The following is a 16831-nucleotide window of genomic DNA, read 5'->3' as shown; positions in this document are numbered from 1 at the left end:
ATGGAAAAAGTATGAAGAACTGGAAAACGCTGCTGCTCGGTGTCGCTATGGTTGCGAATACCAGCTTCGCGGCCCCCCAGGTTGTTGATAAAGTCGCTGCTGTGGTTAACAACGGCGTCGTGCTTGAAAGTGACGTTGACAGTCTGATGAAATCGGTGAAGCTCAATTCGGGCGAAGCGGGTCAGCAGCTTCCGGATGACGCCACGCTGCGCCACCAGATCCTGGAGCGTCTGATCATGGATCAGATCGTTCTTCAGATGGGGCAGAAAATGGGTGTGAAGGTCACTGACGAGCAGCTCGATCAGGCGATCGCTAACATCGCAAAGCAGAACAATATGTCTTTAGACCAGATGCGCAGCCGTCTGGCCTATGACGGCATCAGCTACGCTACCTATCGTAACCAGATCCGTAAAGAGATGCTGATTTCGGAAGTGCGTAACAACGAAGTGCGTCGCCGAGTCACTATCCTGCCTCAGGAAGTGGACGCGCTGGCAAAACAGGTGGGTAACCAGAACGATGCAAGCACAGAGCTGAACCTGAGCCACATTCTGATCCCACTGCCAGAGAACCCTACGTCCGATCAGGCTGCGGAAGCAGAAAGCCAGGCACGTTCAATTGTCGAACAGGCGCGTAACGGCGGTGACTTTGGCAAGCTGGCCATCACCTACTCCGCAGACCAACAGGCGCTGAAAGGCGGCCAGATGGGCTGGGGACGTATTCAGGAGCTGCCATCCCTCTTTGCTCAGGCACTGAGCACGGCTAAGAAAGGCGATATCGTCGGTCCAATCCGTTCAGGCGTGGGCTTCCACATTCTGAAAGTGAACGATCTGCGCGGCCAGAGCCAAAATATCTCCGTTACCGAAGTTCACGCTCGCCACATTCTGCTGAAGCCGTCACCAATCATGACTGACGATCAGGCGCGTGCGAAGCTGGAACAGATTGCGGCAGATATTAAGAGCGGTAAAACCTCGTTTGCGAAGGCAGCAAAAGAATTCTCTCAGGATCCTGGCTCTGCTAACCAGGGTGGCGATCTGGGCTGGGCAGCGGCGGATATTTACGATCCTGCCTTCCGTGACGCGTTGATGAAGCTGAACAAAGGCCAGATCAGCGCGCCGGTACACTCTTCGTTTGGCTGGCATCTGATCGAGCTGATGGACACTCGTAACGTTGATAAAACGGATGCAGCACAGAAAGACAGAGCCTACCGCATGCTGTTTAACCGTAAGTTCTCTGAAGAAGCAGCCACCTGGATGCAGGAACAACGCGCCAGTGCTTACGTGAAAGTGCTGAGCAACTAATGAAACAGCATCGTGTTGTTATCACGCCCGGCGAACCCGCCGGGATTGGACCTGACCTCGTTGTCCAGCTTGCCCAGCGCAGCTGGCCAGTAGAACTGGTTGTCTGCGCCGATGCAACACTGTTACAAGACCGGGCAGCGCTGCTCGGTCTGCCTTTAACGCTCATCCCTTACGTTGAAGGTCAACAGCCTGCACCGCAGCAAGCCGGTACCCTCCCCCTTCTTTCTGTTCCCCTTCGTACGCCGGTCATTCCTAGCCAGCTCAGCACGGAAAATGGCCATTATGTCGTTGAAACCCTTGCGCGCGCCTGCGACGGTTGCCTGAAGGGCGATTTTGCCGCCCTGATTACCGGCCCCGTCCACAAAGGCGTCATCAACGAAGCGGGTATACCGTTTACCGGGCATACGGAGTTCTTTGAAGAGCGCTCGCACAGTCCGAAAGTGGTGATGATGCTGGCGACGGAAGAAATGCGCGTTGCGCTGGTGACCACCCATCTGCCGATCAAAGCGATTCCGGATGCGATCACCCCCGATCTCCTGCGCGAGATCATCGGGATTTTGCATCACGATCTGCAGACAAAATTTGGGATCCCGCAGCCGCATGTGCTGGTCTGTGGCCTGAATCCGCACGCCGGCGAAGGCGGGCACATGGGTACCGAAGAGATCGACACCATCATTCCGGTACTCAACGAAATGCGGGCGAAGGGGATGAATCTCAGCGGTCCGCTGCCTGCTGATACCCTTTTCCAGCCGAAATACCTGGATAATGCCGACGCCGTGCTCGCGATGTACCACGATCAGGGCCTGCCCGTGCTAAAATACCAGGGCTTTGGCCGCGGCGTGAATATCACCCTCGGTTTACCCTTTATTCGAACGTCCGTTGACCACGGTACTGCGCTGGATCTGGCAGGCCAGGGGAAGGCGGATGTCGGCAGTTTTATTACGGCGCTTAATCTCGCCATCAAAATGATTGTTAATACTCAATGACTAATCGAGTCCATCAGGGCCACTTAGCCCGTAAACGTTTCGGGCAAAACTTCCTAAACGATCAGTTCGTGATCGAAAGCATTGTCTCGGCTATTAATCCGCAAAAAGGCCAGGCGATGGTCGAAATCGGCCCGGGTCTTGCCGCGCTGACCGAACCGGTAGGCGAGCGCCTCGACGAGCTGACCGTCATCGAACTGGACCGCGATCTGGCCGCACGCCTGCAAACGCACCCGTTCCTCGGACCGAAGCTGACCATCTTTCAGCAGGACGCCATGACCATGAACTTCGGCGAACTGTCAGAAAAAATGGGTCAGCCGCTGCGCGTATTCGGCAACCTGCCGTATAACATCTCCACGCCGCTCATGTTCCACCTCTTTAGCTATACTGATGCCATTGCCGACATGCACTTCATGTTGCAAAAAGAGGTGGTTAACCGCCTGGTTGCAGGCCCGAACAGTAAAGCGTATGGTCGTTTAAGCGTGATGGCGCAATATTACTGCAACGTGATCCCGGTACTCGAAGTACCGCCGTCAGCGTTCACACCACCACCGAAAGTGGATTCAGCGGTTGTGCGCCTTGTGCCGCACAAAACGAAACCGTACCCGGTAAAAGATCTGCGTGTACTGAGCCGCATCACCACTGAAGCCTTTAACCAGCGTCGTAAAACGATCCGTAACAGCCTCAGCAATTCCTTCACCGTTGAGGTGCTAGCTGAGCTTGGGATCGACCCGGCAATGCGTGCGGAGAACATCTCCGTAGAGCAATACTGCAAGCTGGCTAATTACATCAGCGAAAATGCGCCGCCGAAGGAGAGTTAAGCCATGATTGATTCGCCCCGCGTATGTGTCCATGTACAAAGCGTTTATGTTGAATCACAGTCCTCACCGGATGAAGAACGTTTTGTCTTTGCTTACACCGTGACCATTCGCAATCTGGGGCGGACGCCCGTGCAGCTGCGCGGGCGCTACTGGCTTATCACCAACGGCAATGGCCGCGAAATCGAAGTCCAGGGGGAAGGTGTGGTCGGTGAACAGCCTCATATCGCCCCTGGCGAAGAGTACCAGTACACCAGCGGCGCGGTGATTGAAACGCCGATGGGTACCATGCAAGGCCATTATGAAATGGTCGACGTCGATGGCAATGATTTCCGCGTTGCCATTCCTGTGTTCCGTCTCGCCGTAACCACACTCATTCATTAATCTAATGTCTACATATCTGATTGGCGACGTTCACGGTTGCTACGATGAACTGATCGCATTATTAAAACAGGTCGACTTTACGCCAGGACAGGACACACTCTGGCTGACGGGCGATTTAGTCGCGCGTGGCCCCGGCTCCCTTGAAGTATTACGTTTCGTCAAATCGCTAGGCGACAGCGTGCGCATGGTGCTGGGCAATCACGATCTGCATCTGCTGGCGGTGTTCGCCGGGATCAGCCGCAACAAGCCTAAAGATCGCCTCACCCCGCTGCTGGATGCGCCAGATGCCGACGATCTGATTAACTGGCTGCGCCGTCAGCCGCTGCTGCAGGTCGACGAAGAGAAAAAGCTGGTCATGGCGCATGCCGGGATCACGCCACAATGGGATCTTGAGACGGCGAAAACCTGTGCGCGCGACGTTGAGGCGGTGCTGGCGAGCGACTCCTATCCTTTCTTCCTCGATGCCATGTACGGCGATATGCCGAACCACTGGAGCGAGGATCTCAGCGGTCTGGCGCGTCTGCGCTTTATTACCAACGCTTTCACCCGCATGCGTTTCTGCTTCCCGAACGGACAGCTGGACATGTATTCCAAAGAGACGCCGGAGAGCGCGCCCGCTCCGCTCAAACCGTGGTTTGCCATTCCGGGGCCGGTGACCAGCGAGTACAACGTGGTATTTGGTCACTGGGCTGCACTGGAAGGAAAAGGAACGCCGGAAGGGATCTACGGTCTGGATACCGGATGCTGCTGGGGCGGAGAGTTAACCTGCTTACGCTGGGAAGATAAAACTTACTTTGTTCAGCCGTCCAACCGACAGCTGGATTTAGGGGGAGACGAGGCGGTTGCCTCCTGATATGCACTTCCCTCTCCCGGCCGGGAGAGGGAAAAAAATCACTTAACGACGTTCCAGAATCTCGAAGCAGTAGCTGTGGGAGTTCTGTGCATCCGCGTCGTGGAATTCACTGAATACCGATTCCCACTCGTCCGGATCGTAGTCCGGGAAATGGGTATCCCCTTCCACTTCCGCATCAATGTGGGTCAGATACAGCTTCTGCGCTTTTGGCAGGAACTGCTCGTACACGCGCCCGCCGCCAATCACCATGATCTCTTCGGCATTGCCGCATGCAGCAATCGCCTCGTCGACTGATTTTACCCATTCGACGCGATCGTCAGTGCCCGGCTGGCTGCTGATAACGATATTTTTACGGCCCGGCAATGGACGACCAATCGACTCCCAGGTCAGGCGGCCCATCACTACCGGCTTGTTTAACGTAGTACGTTTAAACCATGCGAGATCGGCAGGCAGGTTCCACGGCATGGCATTTTCCATACCGATAACGCGGTCCACCGCCAGCGCTGCAATCAGACTGATCATTGAAAATTTCCCGGATGCAAAAAATTGCCGCCACTATACGGAAAGCTTAATCTTTCGTCGACTGGCGGCAGGGTAAAGATAAAGAAATTTTTTATTATTGCTGGCAACTCCACTTCACGCGGAAGGTTTACTCTCCGGCTCGTCAGCCGGATCCCCGGTATGCTTGCCCTCTTCCGTTCCCTGCCAGCCGTGACGCTGGATCAGCGACAGGTGATTACGGTCCTCGTTAATGATTTCCGTCAGCATCGCGCTGGTGCGTTTAAACACCGCCGCACGCTCGGTGGCCGTACTCCCGGCCATCGCCGCCATCTCTTCGACCATCTCGGTGTTAAAGCGGCGGAACAGGTCCGCACGCTCGCGCGCTTCGTACGCGCCGAGCCCCAGATTTTCCAGCGCCATGCGGCCAGACTTCAGCGCGCCTTCAAAGGTTTCACGCTCCGGTGCTTCTACCCCTGCCTGCCGCAGCCGGATATAGTGATCCACATCGCGGGCGCGGGAAATGATGGTCAGATTCGGGAAATGTTCTTTCGCCATTTCCACCATCTGCATGCTGGTCTCCGGATCGTCAATGGCGTTAATCAACACCTCCGCTTTTGCCGCCCCGGCAGATTCCAGCAGATCGACGCGGGTCGCATCGCCGTAAAACACCTTCATATCAAATTTTCGCAGGGTATCGACATGGTCGGGGTCGTGATCGAGGATAACCATTTTCACCCCGCTGGACAGCAGCAGACGGCCAACGATCTGCCCGTAGCGGCCAAATCCGGCAATAATGACGCGCGGCTGCTCTTCGTCAATTTCATCGGCTTCGCGCTCCTGCTCGCTACCCGATTTTTCCAGACGCGTCAGCACCACCAGCAGAATAGGCGTCGCGGCCATCGACAGCGCGACAGCGAGCGTCAGCGCTTTCGCCCACTCTGGGTCAAGGACGTTTGCCATCTGTGCTGCGCCAAAGACCACAAACGCAAATTCACTCCCCTGCCCCAGCAGAACCGCAAACCAGCTGCGCTGCTTATTCGGCACCTTGAGCGGACGCGCAATCAGCCACAGCATCGCCATTTTAATGATCAGGAAGCCGACCAGCAGGATGACGATCCGCAGCGGGTGCGTCACCAGCGTGCCGAAGTCGACGGACATCCCCACGCCGATGAAAAACAGCCCCAGCAGCAAGCCTTTAAACGGCTCAATATCGCTTTCCAGCGCGTGACGGTATTCGGAACTCGCCAGCAGAACGCCTGCGAGGAACGCCCCCATCGCCATCGACAGCCCGGCTTCCTCCAGCAGCAAACCAAAGCCAAACACCAGGAAGAGCGCCACGGCGCTGAACACTTCGCGAAGGCCCGAGCGGGCAACGAACCGCAGCAGCGGACGGGTGACGTAGCGACCAAGCAGCACCACCAGCGCCAGCGCCCCTACCACTTTTAATGCCGACAGCGCAAACGCCCCCAGCGTCGTGGCGGAACCGCTGGCCGCCAGCAGTGGGATCATCGCCACCAGCGGGATAGCGGCAATGTCCTGGAACAGCAGCACCGAGAACGCGCTGCGTCCCATCTGGGAGACCGTCAGATTGCGCTCGTTCATGGCCTGCATGGCAATGGCGGTCGAGGAGAGCGCCAGCGTCATGCCGATAAGCTCTGCCACTTTCCAGTCCATGCCCAGCAGGATGCAGAACCCACCCAGCAGCAGGCCGCAGGCCACCATCTGCAGCGCCCCGCCGCCAAACACCGAGGCGCGAAGCTTCCACAGGCGCTGCGGATCGAGTTCCAGACCAATCACAAAGAGCATCAGCACAACGCCGATTTCAGCGAAATGGAGGATTGCCTCTGCATCCGTCACCAGTCGAAAGCCCCACGGCCCAATGACGCAGCCCGCAATCAGATAGCCGAGAACAGAGCCCAGTCCCAGGCGAACCGCCACGGGCACAATCAGCGCCGCCGCGCCGAGGTATATCAGCGCCTGTATCAGCGTATGGCTATCCATGGTGCGCCTCCTGCCACTCAAGTAAGCGTTGTTTATAATGGCGCGCCTGCGCCTGCAGCGTTTCATCGTCGCAGACAAAGGTGCAGTGCATCGCAAAAGGCGGGAGCCAGTTCAGCCCGCAATAAAGTGCGGTCGCCTGCAGCGGCTGTGCCAGAACCTCAAACCCCGGGAAGGAACCAATATCAAAGTGGCTTTCCCCTCCACCCGTGGTGACCGCCCACATCAGGCTTTTCCCTTTTAGCGCATTGCCGTTGTGGCCATACGCCCAGCCGTGGGAGAAGACTTTATCAATCCACAATTTCAGGAGCGGGGGCGTGCTGTACCACTGCATGGGATGCTGCCAGACGATCAGATCGGCACGGGAGAGCGCCTCCTGTTCGGCGGCAATATCGATGTTGAAATCGGGATAGAGTTGATAGAGGGAACGTATCTCGACGTTTTCAAGCGTCCTTACCTGCTCAAGCATCCGCTTATTCGCATGCGAGTGCTGCGGATAGGGGTGCGCGTAAATTATGAGTATCATCAAATGGCCTGTCTTCTTCTCTTCTTGTAGCAGTGAGTGTAGACAGTTAACCCGCCCGGTGAAAGGGGCGCAGCAGCCATGAAAAGGAAAGCGCAGCTATTGGTAATCATCATTCGTTGGACGATTTTTCCTCTCCAAAAAATCCAGGACGTGAATACCTCACTTCAATCCATAAAGGAATGAGATATTTTAAGAAAATCTAAAATAATTATTTAATAAATCGATCTATACATAAAACATTGAAAAAATAATAATTTTACGCTCTTTGTAGCGAGCTCATTCTTTTTCTCCGCATACTGACGTAATTTTAATACGTCGTATCGCGCCTTTCTAATTCAAATGGATGTGTAAATGAGCAACAAACATTTCAGACTCAATAAAACGACTAAAACTCTGGGAAGTCTCTTTCCTGCCCTATTGTTATTCACCCCCGCCGTCGCTTTTGCCAGCACGATTGACCAATCAACCTCAATTCCACAAAACTTCTCCACCGACGCTGAATACGTCATTAATAAAGACGTTACGATAACCTCTTCCGGGAATGAAGCTGCCGTGTCGGTCATTGGGATTGATGTTTCAAACGTTGCAAATATGGGAAATATTTCTGGTTACGGGAATGGACTTGATATTAGCACTGGAGCACAACGTTTAGTAGTGAATAACGAGGAAGGGGCGACAATTTCCTCTACTTCCGCGACAGGTGTTAATATTGATACCATGCAAGGGGACTTGATTAACAAAGGGAATATTACTGCGGCTGAAAATGGTGTTTTCGTCAGTAAACACTCATCTGCTGTCAGTATTTCCAATACCGCTACCGGTCTTATTAAAGGCAAATCAGGTCTTAATGCTGAAGTAGGTGTTGCCATTAATAACGCTGGCACCATCAAGGGTACAGAAGTTGACGGTATTACCCTGAGCGATGGCAATATTAAGCTCACGAACACGGGTACCGTAGAGGGCTTTCAGCACGGAATCAACGTAACGAATACCGCTAAAGTCGACATCATAAACAGTGGTTCAATCGGTGGCGGCAATACGGCAATCTCCTTTGCCAGTAATAAAAATAATACGCTGGTACTCAATACCGGTTCCTCGTTCAATGGTGATGTGATCTCTACCGGCTCAACGGGAAATAGCCTCACGCTGGTTGGTGCCGGAATGGAAGACAGCAATTTTGTTGGCCTGAATAAGGGAGACGGTTTTGCCTCTGTCAAAATGGAGGGTGAAAGCTGGACGCTGACGGGCGATCTCGACGTGATCGGTTCTGGCGATTCCCTTCAGGTTAACAGCGGTGATTTAACGCTGGCGGGAACCGTCTCTAATAGCGGCAATACGCTGGTTACTAAAGATGCCTCTCTACAATTAGGCAATGGCCAAAAAACAGCTTCGCTCAGTGGCGGTCTGAAAAACAACGGTACGGTAATATTTAATCAGGGCAACAATTCCACTTTCGCCACCGATATGACCGGTAGCGGCAAGGTTGAGAAAGTAGATTCACACACCCTGACCCTCACCGGCAAGAACAGCTACACGGGCGATACTGTTCTGCACGGCGGCACCACCCTGGTCGCTAATGGTGCTACGCTCGGCGTAAAGAACAGTAACGCCACCGTCACCATTGAAAATGGCACTACGTTTGCTACTGCAGGTGAAGTGAACAATAACATTCATGTTCTGGCGGGCGGTACGCTGGCGGCATGGAATGCAGTCCAGGGTAACGCCACGCTCAGCGCTGCCGCCGTTGATACTATCAACGGCAACGTGGCTAATGGCGGCAAACTGTTGCTCAGCGCCGCCAATAACAGCGTTGGCAACAATTTCACCATTAACGGCGACTATACCGGCTCCGCGGGCAGCCAGATCGTGTTAAACAGTACGCTCGGTGAGGATAATGCACCAACCGACCATCTCACCATCACCGGGAGCAGCTTTGGCCAATCCGGGGTCAGCGTCAGCAACATGGGGGGGCTGGGCGCGCAAACCGTAAACGGTATGGAAATTGTCAGAGTTGGCGGCAGTTCAGAAGCTCAGCTCACCCTGGCAAAACCGGTTGTTGCGGGTGCATATGAGTATAATCTTTATCAGCACGGCTGACGGAAACTGGTATCTGGAATCGAAGGCAACGCCATCAGACATTCCGGCAGACGATACCGACAACGGTGGTAATACCGACAACGGTGGTAATACCGACAACGGCGGTAATACCGACAACGCCAGTAACACCGACAACAGCAGTAACACTGACAACGGTGGTAACACCGACAACGGCAGCAATAGCGGTCCCGAAGTCATGGCTCCTGAGGTCGGCGCTTACTTAGGTAACTACCTTGCCGCGCAGAGCATGTTCCTGCACAAGCGTGACGATCGCGATCAGATCACCTTCCGTAACGAGGAAGATCTCAACACCTGGATGTACGTCAAAGGCCGCTACCATGAAAACAATGCGGGCGGTGACAAAGTCAGCTATGACACCACCACCACTGTCCTTCAGGTAGGCAGCGACTTCATGAGTAAGCCAATGGACAACGGCATCCTGCGTGCGGGTGGCATGTTCGGGGCAGGCCAGGCGAAGACCCACTCTGATGCAAAACACAACGTACGTGATGCGCAGGGCAAAGTGGATGGCTTTAACGTCGGCCTGTATGCAACCTGGCAGGAAGATCAGAAGCTGCGTCTGGGCAGCTACGTTGATACCTGGGCCGCCTATAGCTGGTACAACAATAAAGTGACCAGCAACCGTAATGATGAAGATTACGACAGTGAGGGCTTCGCGGCATCCGTCGAAGTGGGCCATGCATGGGTGATTGATTCAGAAAATGAGCGCACCTGGAAAATCGAACCTCAGGCGCAGGTTATCTACAGCTATCTGGATCAGGAAAACCATACCGATCGCGACGGCGTGCGGATTACCACGCTGGACAACGACGGTCTGTTTGGTCGTCTGGGCGTCAAATCAAGCTACTTCGAACAGAAAGACGTGAAAGCCTGGCAGCCGTACGTTGCCGTGAACTGGCTGAAAGGCGCAGGTCAGAACGATCTGGCGTTTAACGGCGAGACCGTCAGCAACGATACGCCGGAAGATCGCGGTCAGTTAGAGTTGGGCGTCACCGGCAACCTGAACGAAACCACGACGCTCTCCCTGCGCGCCAGCGGCGAGTGGGGTGAGAACAGCTATGCTGCTTATGGCGGTCATATCCTGCTGAACCACCGCTGGTAATCGTTCCTGAAAGACTAAAAGCCGTGGCAAACGCCACGGCTTTTTTTATTAGTTATCCAGCTCGCCCATTGATTTCACCTGATCGCGGTTGATCTGCTCGGTCTGACCCGTTTCCGCATTTTTATACGACACCAGACCGGTATCGTCATCGACCTGTGGTTTTCCGTCGGTGACAATGGTTTTGCCATCGGTGGTTTTCACTGCCTGGTTAGAGGAACAGCCCGCGACGGTAAACGTTGCAGTGGAGGCAAGAAGGGTGGCGATCAGTAATTTATTTTGCATGGTGTTTTCCCCTGCTCTCAGTTGAATTTCGTTATCGACCTAACAATTTTAGGCTAACTGACTGAAAGAGGATGAAAAACCAGAAGGTTCTGAAGATAGATAAAGAAAAAAGTAGGGCGGGTAAGCGAAGCGCCACCCGCCATTTGCCCGGCGGCGCTACCGCTTGCCGGGCCTACACAGATTACTTGCTAATCTGCGCGTGCATTTCCTGAACCGAAATCACCTTCTCGGTGGCATCCGCGTTTAGCGCCATGGCCGTTGCGAAACCGCCGTTCAGGGTGGTGTCGTAATGCACTTTGTACTGCAGCGCGCTGCGGCGAATCAGCTTGGAGTCTTCGATCGCCTGGCGTCCTGCGGTGGTGTTGATGATGTAGGTATATTCGCCATTCTTGATACGATCCTGAATGTGCGGACGACCTTCATGCACCTTGTTCACCAGACGCGGGTTGATACCCGCTTCGCCCAGCACAATTGCCGTACCGTGGGTCGCGTCCAGCTCAAAGCCCTGCTTCAGCAGCTTGGCTGCCAGGTCAACCACGCGCTCTTTATCGCCTTCGCGAACGGAGAGCAGCGCACGGCCCGATTTTCTCATGGTAGAGCTGCTGCCCAGCTGCGCCTTGGCAAACGCTTCTGCGAAGGTGCGACCCACGCCCATCACTTCCCCGGTTGAGCGCATTTCTGGCCCTAACAGCGGGTCAACGCCCGGGAATTTGTTGAACGGCAGCACCACTTCTTTCACCGAGTAGTACGGTGGAATGATCTCTTTGGTCACGCCCTGCTGTGCCAGCGTCTGGCCTGCCATCACGCGCGCCGCCACTTTCGCCAGCGGAATACCGGTGGCTTTAGAGACGAACGGTACGGTACGTGCCGCACGCGGGTTGACTTCAATCAGGTAGACTTCGTTATCTTTCACCGCGAACTGGACGTTCATCAGGCCGCGAACCTGCAGCTCGAAGGCCAGCTTCTGCACCTGCTGGCGCATCACGTCCTGAATCTCCTGGCTCAGGGTGTACGCTGGCAGAGAACAGGCGGAGTCGCCGGAGTGCACGCCCGCCTGCTCGATATGCTCCATGATGCCGCCAATCAGCACCATTTCGCCGTCGCAGATGGCGTCAACGTCCACTTCTACCGCATCGTCGAGGAAGCGGTCGAGCAGCACTGGTGCATCGTTGGAGACGCTCACCGCCGTCTGGAAGTAGCGACGCAGGTCGGCTTCGTCGTAGACGATTTCCATCGCGCGGCCGCCCAGGACGTAGGAAGGACGCACCACCAGCGGGTAGCCAATCTCTTTCGCCTTCTCTACGGCCTGTTCGATGGCCGTCACCGTGGCGTTCGCCGGCTGTTTCAGCTTCAGACGGTCAACCGCCTGCTGGAAACGCTCGCGGTCTTCCGCGCGGTCAATCGCATCCGGGCTGGTACCGATAACCGGTACGCCTGCCGCTTCCAGCGCGCGCGCCAGCTTCAGCGGAGTCTGGCCACCGTACTGCACGATAACGCCTTTTGGCTTCTCGATGCGCACGATTTCCAGCACGTCTTCCAGCGTCACCGGCTCGAAGTAGAGGCGGTCAGAGGTGTCGTAGTCGGTGGAGACGGTTTCCGGGTTACAGTTGACCATGATGGTCTCGTAACCGTCTTCACGCAGCGCCAGCGAGGCGTGTACGCAGCAGTAGTCGAACTCGATGCCCTGGCCGATACGGTTTGGACCGCCGCCCAGCACCATAATCTTGTCGCGGTCAACTGACGGATTCGCTTCGCACTCGTCTTCATAGGTGGAGTACATGTACGCGGTGTCGGTAGAAAACTCTGCCGCACAGGTGTCGACGCGCTTGTACACCGGGTGCAGGTCATACTGGTCGCGCAGCTTGCGGATTTCCGCTTCGCGCACGCCCGCCAGTTTAGCCAGACGCGCGTCGGCGAAGCCTTTACGCTTCAGCATGCGCAGGAAGTCTGCGTCCAGGCCGTTGATGCCCAGCTCTGCCACTTTCTCTTCCAGACGCACCAGCTCTTCAATCTGTACCAGGAACCAGCGGTCGATGTTGGTCAGGTTGAACACGCCGTCGACGGACAGGCCGGCACGGAAGGCGTCGGCGATGTACCAGATGCGCTCCGCACCCGCGTCTTTCAGCTCGCGGCGGATTTTGGTCAGCGCTTCAGGGTCGTCCAGGCTCACTTTCGGGTCAAAGCCGGTCGCGCCCACTTCGAGGCCACGCAGCGCTTTCTGCAGGGATTCCTGCTGCGTGCGGCCAATCGCCATCACTTCACCGACGGATTTCATCTGGGTGGTCAGACGGTCGTTGGCGCCGGCAAATTTCTCGAAGTTGAAGCGTGGAATTTTGGTCACAACGTAGTCGATGGACGGCTCGAAGGACGCAGGGGTACGGCCACCGGTGATGTCGTTCATCAGCTCGTCGAGGGTATAACCCACCGCCAGTTTCGCCGCCACTTTCGCAATCGGGAAGCCGGTCGCTTTAGAGGCCAGCGCGGAGGAACGGGACACGCGCGGGTTCATTTCGATAACAATCAGACGGCCGGTTTTCGGGTTTACGGAGAACTGTACGTTAGAACCGCCGGTTTCCACGCCGATTTCACGCAGTACCGCCATCGAGGCGTTACGCATGATTTGATACTCTTTGTCGGTCAGCGTCTGGGCTGGCGCAACGGTGATGGAGTCGCCGGTGTGGATACCCATCGCATCGAAGTTTTCGATGGAGCAGACGATGATGCAGTTGTCGTTTTTATCACGCACCACTTCCATCTCGTACTCTTTCCAGCCAATCAGCGATTCATCAATCAGCAGCTCTTTGGTTGGGGAAAGATCCAGACCGCGTTCGCAAATTTCTTCGAACTCTTCGCGGTTGTAGGCAATACCGCCGCCGGTGCCGCCCATGGTGAACGATGGACGGATGATGCACGGATAGCCCACTTCAGCCGCAACGGCCAGCGCTTCTTCCATGTTGTGTGCGATACCGGAGCGCGCGGTGTCGAGGCCGATTTTCTTCATCGCCACGTCGAAGCGGCGACGGTCTTCGGCTTTATCAATCGCGTCGGCGGTGGCACCAATCATGGTGACGCCGAATTCGGCCAGTACGCCCTGACGCTCCAGCTCCAGCGCGCAGTTCAGCGCCGTCTGGCCGCCCATGGTTGGCAGCACCGCGTCCGGGCGCTCTTTTTCGATGATTTTACGCACCACTTCCCAGTGAATCGGCTCGATGTAGGTTGCATCAGCCATTTCCGGGTCGGTCATGATGGTCGCCGGGTTAGAGTTCACCAGGATAACGCGGTAACCCTCTTCACGCAGGGCTTTACACGCCTGCGCGCCGGAGTAGTCGAATTCGCAGGCCTGGCCGATGACGATCGGGCCAGCGCCAAGGATCAGGATGCTTTTTATGTCTGTACGTTTTGGCATTGTCTTCTCGGCTCCTGATTATTTAGCGGTCTTACGGTATTGCTCGATAAGTTCGATGAAGTGATCGAACAGCGGCGCGGCGTCGTGCGGGCCCGGGCTCGCTTCCGGGTGGCCCTGGAAGCTGAACGCTGGCTTATCGGTACGATGAATCCCCTGCAGGGTGCCATCGAACAGCGACTTATGGGTCACGCGCAGGTTAGCCGGCATTGAGGCTTCATCCACGGCGAAGCCGTGGTTTTGCGCGGTGATCATCACCGTGTTGTTATCGATATCTTTCACCGGGTGGTTACCACCGTGGTGGCCGAACTTCATCTTGACGGTGTTCGCACCGCTCGCCAGCGCCAGCAGCTGATGGCCGAGGCAGATGCCGAATACCGGGATATCGGTTTCCAGGAAGGACTTGATGGCAGCGATGGCATAATCGCACGGCGCCGGGTCGCCAGGGCCGTTGGACAGGAAAATACCGTCCGGATTCATCTTCAACACGTCTTCGGCAGACGTTTGTGCAGGCACCACCGTCAGGCGGCAGCCGCGGTCAACCAGCATGCGCAGGATGTTGCGTTTGGCGCCAAAATCGTAGGCCACCACGTGGAACGGCAGCTCGCTCTCTTTTTTCGCTTCCGGCAGGTCGCCTTCCAGCGTCCAGCTACCCTGAGTCCAGCTGTAGGCTTCAGCGGTAGTCACTTCTTTCGCCAGGTCCATGCCGTTCAGGCCCGGGAAAGCTTTCGCTTTTTCCAGCGCCAGCGTCGCATCGAGGTTATCACCTGCGATGATGCAGCCGTTCTGTGCACCCTTCTCGCGCAGCAGACGCGTTAACTTACGGGTATCGATATCGGCAATCGCCACGATGTTATGGCGCTTCAGGTAAGAAGAGAGATCTTCAGTGTTGCGGAAGTTGCTGGCAATCAGCGGCAGGTCACGAATGACAAGGCCTTGCGCATGTACCTGAGAAGATTCTTCGTCAGCCGCATTGGTGCCGACATTGCCGATATGAGGATAAGTAAGAGTAACGATTTGGCGAGAATAGGAAGGATCAGTGAGGATTTCTTGATAACCGGTCATTGAAGTATTGAAAACGACTTCCCCAACCGCCGAACCCGTTGCCCCTATGGCCCGACCGATAAACTGGGTTCCGTCTTCCAGAACCAATAGCGCTGACTTAATCAAAACACCCTCCAGAGAATATTCACTCACTTTATTTGCATATTAATTCATAACCATGTCATGGATCAATGCAAATGTGTTGCCAGCGGATTTTTGGCAAACGGCGGCATTCTGGAGATTTGGTGGGTAAAAGTCAACTTAAAACCGACATTTTGTTTAGTCTTTTGCGTATCTGACGAGGTGAGTGAAGCTTAAGCGACAAAAAGATCAGGTAAATCACTACGGAAAACGCTTGCGCGCCGGGTTTAATGAAAAATGAGTCGACGCAGCATCAAAAAGTGGACCAAATGGTCAAAATTTACATTTCTGTAACGAGAATCAAGAGGAACAGCTATACTTTCAAGGATAAGTGAACAAAGTAATCACGAAACAGATAAAATAAAAGGGCAATAAATTATTGCCCTATGCAATCAAGTAATTACGACTGCAATAACCACATCACGATGGGTAATAATACTTACAAATTGTTGAGATCCAGCACATCTCTCATATCAAAAAGACCATTTTTCTTCTCTTTCAACCACAAAGCGGATCGAACGGCACCATTGGCAAACGTCATTCGGCTGGACGCTTTATGCGTAATTTCGACGCGCTCGCCAATATCGGCGAACATCGCGGTATGTTCGCCGACGATGTCACCCGCCCGGACGGTTGCGAAACCAATGGTGCCTGGCACGCGCTCCCCGGTGTGGCCTTCGCGGGCATAGACCGCACAGTCTTTTAAATCTTTATCAAGTGCATGAGCAATCGCTTCGCCCATCGCCAGCGCCGTGCCGGATGGCGCATCAACCTTATAGCGGTGGTGAGCTTCAACAATCTCAATATCGGTGTAGTTGCCCATCACCTTCGCGGCCTTCTCCAGCAGCTTCAGCATGACGTTAACGCCCACGCTAAAGTTTGCGGCGAAGACGATCGCAATCTCTTTGGATGCATCCTGGATAGCCTGCTTGCCCGCATCGTCAAAACCGGTGGTGCCGATCACCATCCCCTTGCCGTGCTGGCGGCAAAATGCCAGATGCGCGAGCGTCCCTTCCGGGCGGGTAAAATCGATGAAGACATCGAAGTCCTCTTTAACCGCATCCAGGCTGCTTTGTACGGTTACGCCGGTCTTTCCCGCGCCCGCCAGCTCACCAGCATCGGTCCCCAGAAGTGATGAACCGTCACGCTCCAGCGCCGCGCCAAGTGCTACGCCATCCATCTGAAGTGCCGCCTGAATCAGCTGACGGCCCATACGTCCACCCGCGCCCGCAATGGCGACACGGATCTGTGCATCATGCATAGTTATTCTCTTACGTTAAAATGATGTAAACCGTTTTCAGATTAACCAGCCTTTCTGAGCACTGCCAACTGAAAACACCAATAATTAGAATTTAACGTGAAACCGACTTAAATATCAGT

The 16831-nt window shown here is 55.1% G+C and carries 12 protein-coding genes and 1 pseudogene; 6 read left to right on the top strand and 7 right to left on the bottom strand.

The genetic code is table 11. The annotated features are described in order from the left end of the window. Positions 1–11: 11 nt before the first annotated feature. From surA to apaH, 5 genes are read left to right on the top strand one after another with little or no spacing between them, the layout of a single operon-like run. Positions 12–1298, top strand: coding sequence for a peptidylprolyl isomerase SurA (surA, locus tag ACEPLT_RS03380; RefSeq protein ID WP_219284316.1), 1287 nt, complete (start codon positions 12–14; stop codon positions 1296–1298). Beyond that, positions 1298–2284, top strand: a complete 987-nt coding sequence (pdxA, locus tag ACEPLT_RS03375; RefSeq protein ID WP_447088330.1) for a 4-hydroxythreonine-4-phosphate dehydrogenase PdxA — start codon at positions 1298–1300, stop codon at positions 2282–2284. Before surA ends, pdxA begins: the two co-directional genes overlap by 1 nt. Beyond that, on the top strand, positions 2281–3102 hold the full coding sequence (gene rsmA, locus ACEPLT_RS03370; protein ID WP_232928486.1) for a 16S rRNA (adenine(1518)-N(6)/adenine(1519)-N(6))-dimethyltransferase RsmA: 822 nt from the start codon (positions 2281–2283) through the stop codon (positions 3100–3102). The genes pdxA and rsmA overlap by 4 nt, the downstream gene beginning before the upstream one ends. Before the next feature lie 3 nt (positions 3103–3105). After that, on the top strand, positions 3106–3483 hold the full coding sequence (gene apaG, locus ACEPLT_RS03365) for a Co2+/Mg2+ efflux protein ApaG (RefSeq protein WP_008502021.1): 378 nt from the start codon (positions 3106–3108) through the stop codon (positions 3481–3483). Positions 3484–3487: 4 nt separating this feature from the next. Continuing rightward, positions 3488–4336, top strand: a complete 849-nt coding sequence (gene apaH, locus ACEPLT_RS03360) for a bis(5'-nucleosyl)-tetraphosphatase (symmetrical) ApaH (protein WP_032654900.1) — start codon at positions 3488–3490, stop codon at positions 4334–4336. A 42-nt stretch (positions 4337–4378) separates the two neighbouring features. On the opposite strand, the gene folA is transcribed toward apaH, so the two are convergent. From folA to kefF, 3 genes are all read right to left on the bottom strand, one after another. Further along, positions 4379–4858 carry a type 3 dihydrofolate reductase gene (folA, locus tag ACEPLT_RS03355; RefSeq protein ID WP_008502023.1) on the bottom strand — a complete coding sequence of 160 codons (480 nt, stop codon included), beginning with the start codon at positions 4856–4858 and terminating at the stop codon, positions 4379–4381. Positions 4859–4972: 114 nt separating this feature from the next. Then, on the bottom strand, positions 4973–6838 hold the full coding sequence (kefC, locus tag ACEPLT_RS03350) for a glutathione-regulated potassium-efflux system protein KefC (RefSeq protein ID WP_023345417.1): 1866 nt from the start codon (positions 6836–6838) through the stop codon (positions 4973–4975). Continuing rightward, the gene (kefF, locus tag ACEPLT_RS03345; protein WP_032675927.1) at positions 6831–7361 is read right to left on the bottom strand and encodes a glutathione-regulated potassium-efflux system oxidoreductase KefF; all 531 of its coding nucleotides are present in this window, start codon (positions 7359–7361) and stop codon (positions 6831–6833) included. Before kefF ends, kefC begins: the two co-directional genes overlap by 8 nt. Before the next feature lie 351 nt (positions 7362–7712). Here kefF and ACEPLT_RS03340 point away from each other — a divergent pair. After that, positions 7713–10581: pseudogene (locus ACEPLT_RS03340) on the top strand (autotransporter family protein). A gap of 48 nt (positions 10582–10629) precedes the next feature. Here ACEPLT_RS03340 and ACEPLT_RS03335 read toward each other — a convergent pair. The 4 genes from ACEPLT_RS03335 to dapB form a co-directional block, all read right to left on the bottom strand. Then, a complete protein-coding gene (locus ACEPLT_RS03335) occupies positions 10630–10863 on the bottom strand; it encodes a YgdI/YgdR family lipoprotein (protein WP_163341899.1) in 234 nt (77 codons plus the stop codon). Positions 10864–11044: 181 nt separating this feature from the next. Then, positions 11045–14269, bottom strand: coding sequence for a carbamoyl-phosphate synthase large subunit (gene carB, locus ACEPLT_RS03330; RefSeq protein ID WP_008502028.1), 3225 nt, complete (start codon positions 14267–14269; stop codon positions 11045–11047). Positions 14270–14287: 18 nt separating this feature from the next. Next, the gene (gene carA, locus ACEPLT_RS03325; RefSeq protein ID WP_010427050.1) at positions 14288–15436 is read right to left on the bottom strand and encodes a glutamine-hydrolyzing carbamoyl-phosphate synthase small subunit; all 1149 of its coding nucleotides are present in this window, start codon (positions 15434–15436) and stop codon (positions 14288–14290) included. 454 nt (positions 15437–15890) lie between these two features. Then, on the bottom strand, positions 15891–16712 hold the full coding sequence (dapB, locus tag ACEPLT_RS03320; RefSeq protein WP_008502030.1) for a 4-hydroxy-tetrahydrodipicolinate reductase: 822 nt from the start codon (positions 16710–16712) through the stop codon (positions 15891–15893). Positions 16713–16831: the final 119 nt, after the last annotated feature.

The organism is Enterobacter sp. fkY84-1 (assembly GCF_052974705.1).
Note: the sequence above shows the minus strand (reverse complement) of the source record. Positions and strands in the feature narration are given on the sequence as shown.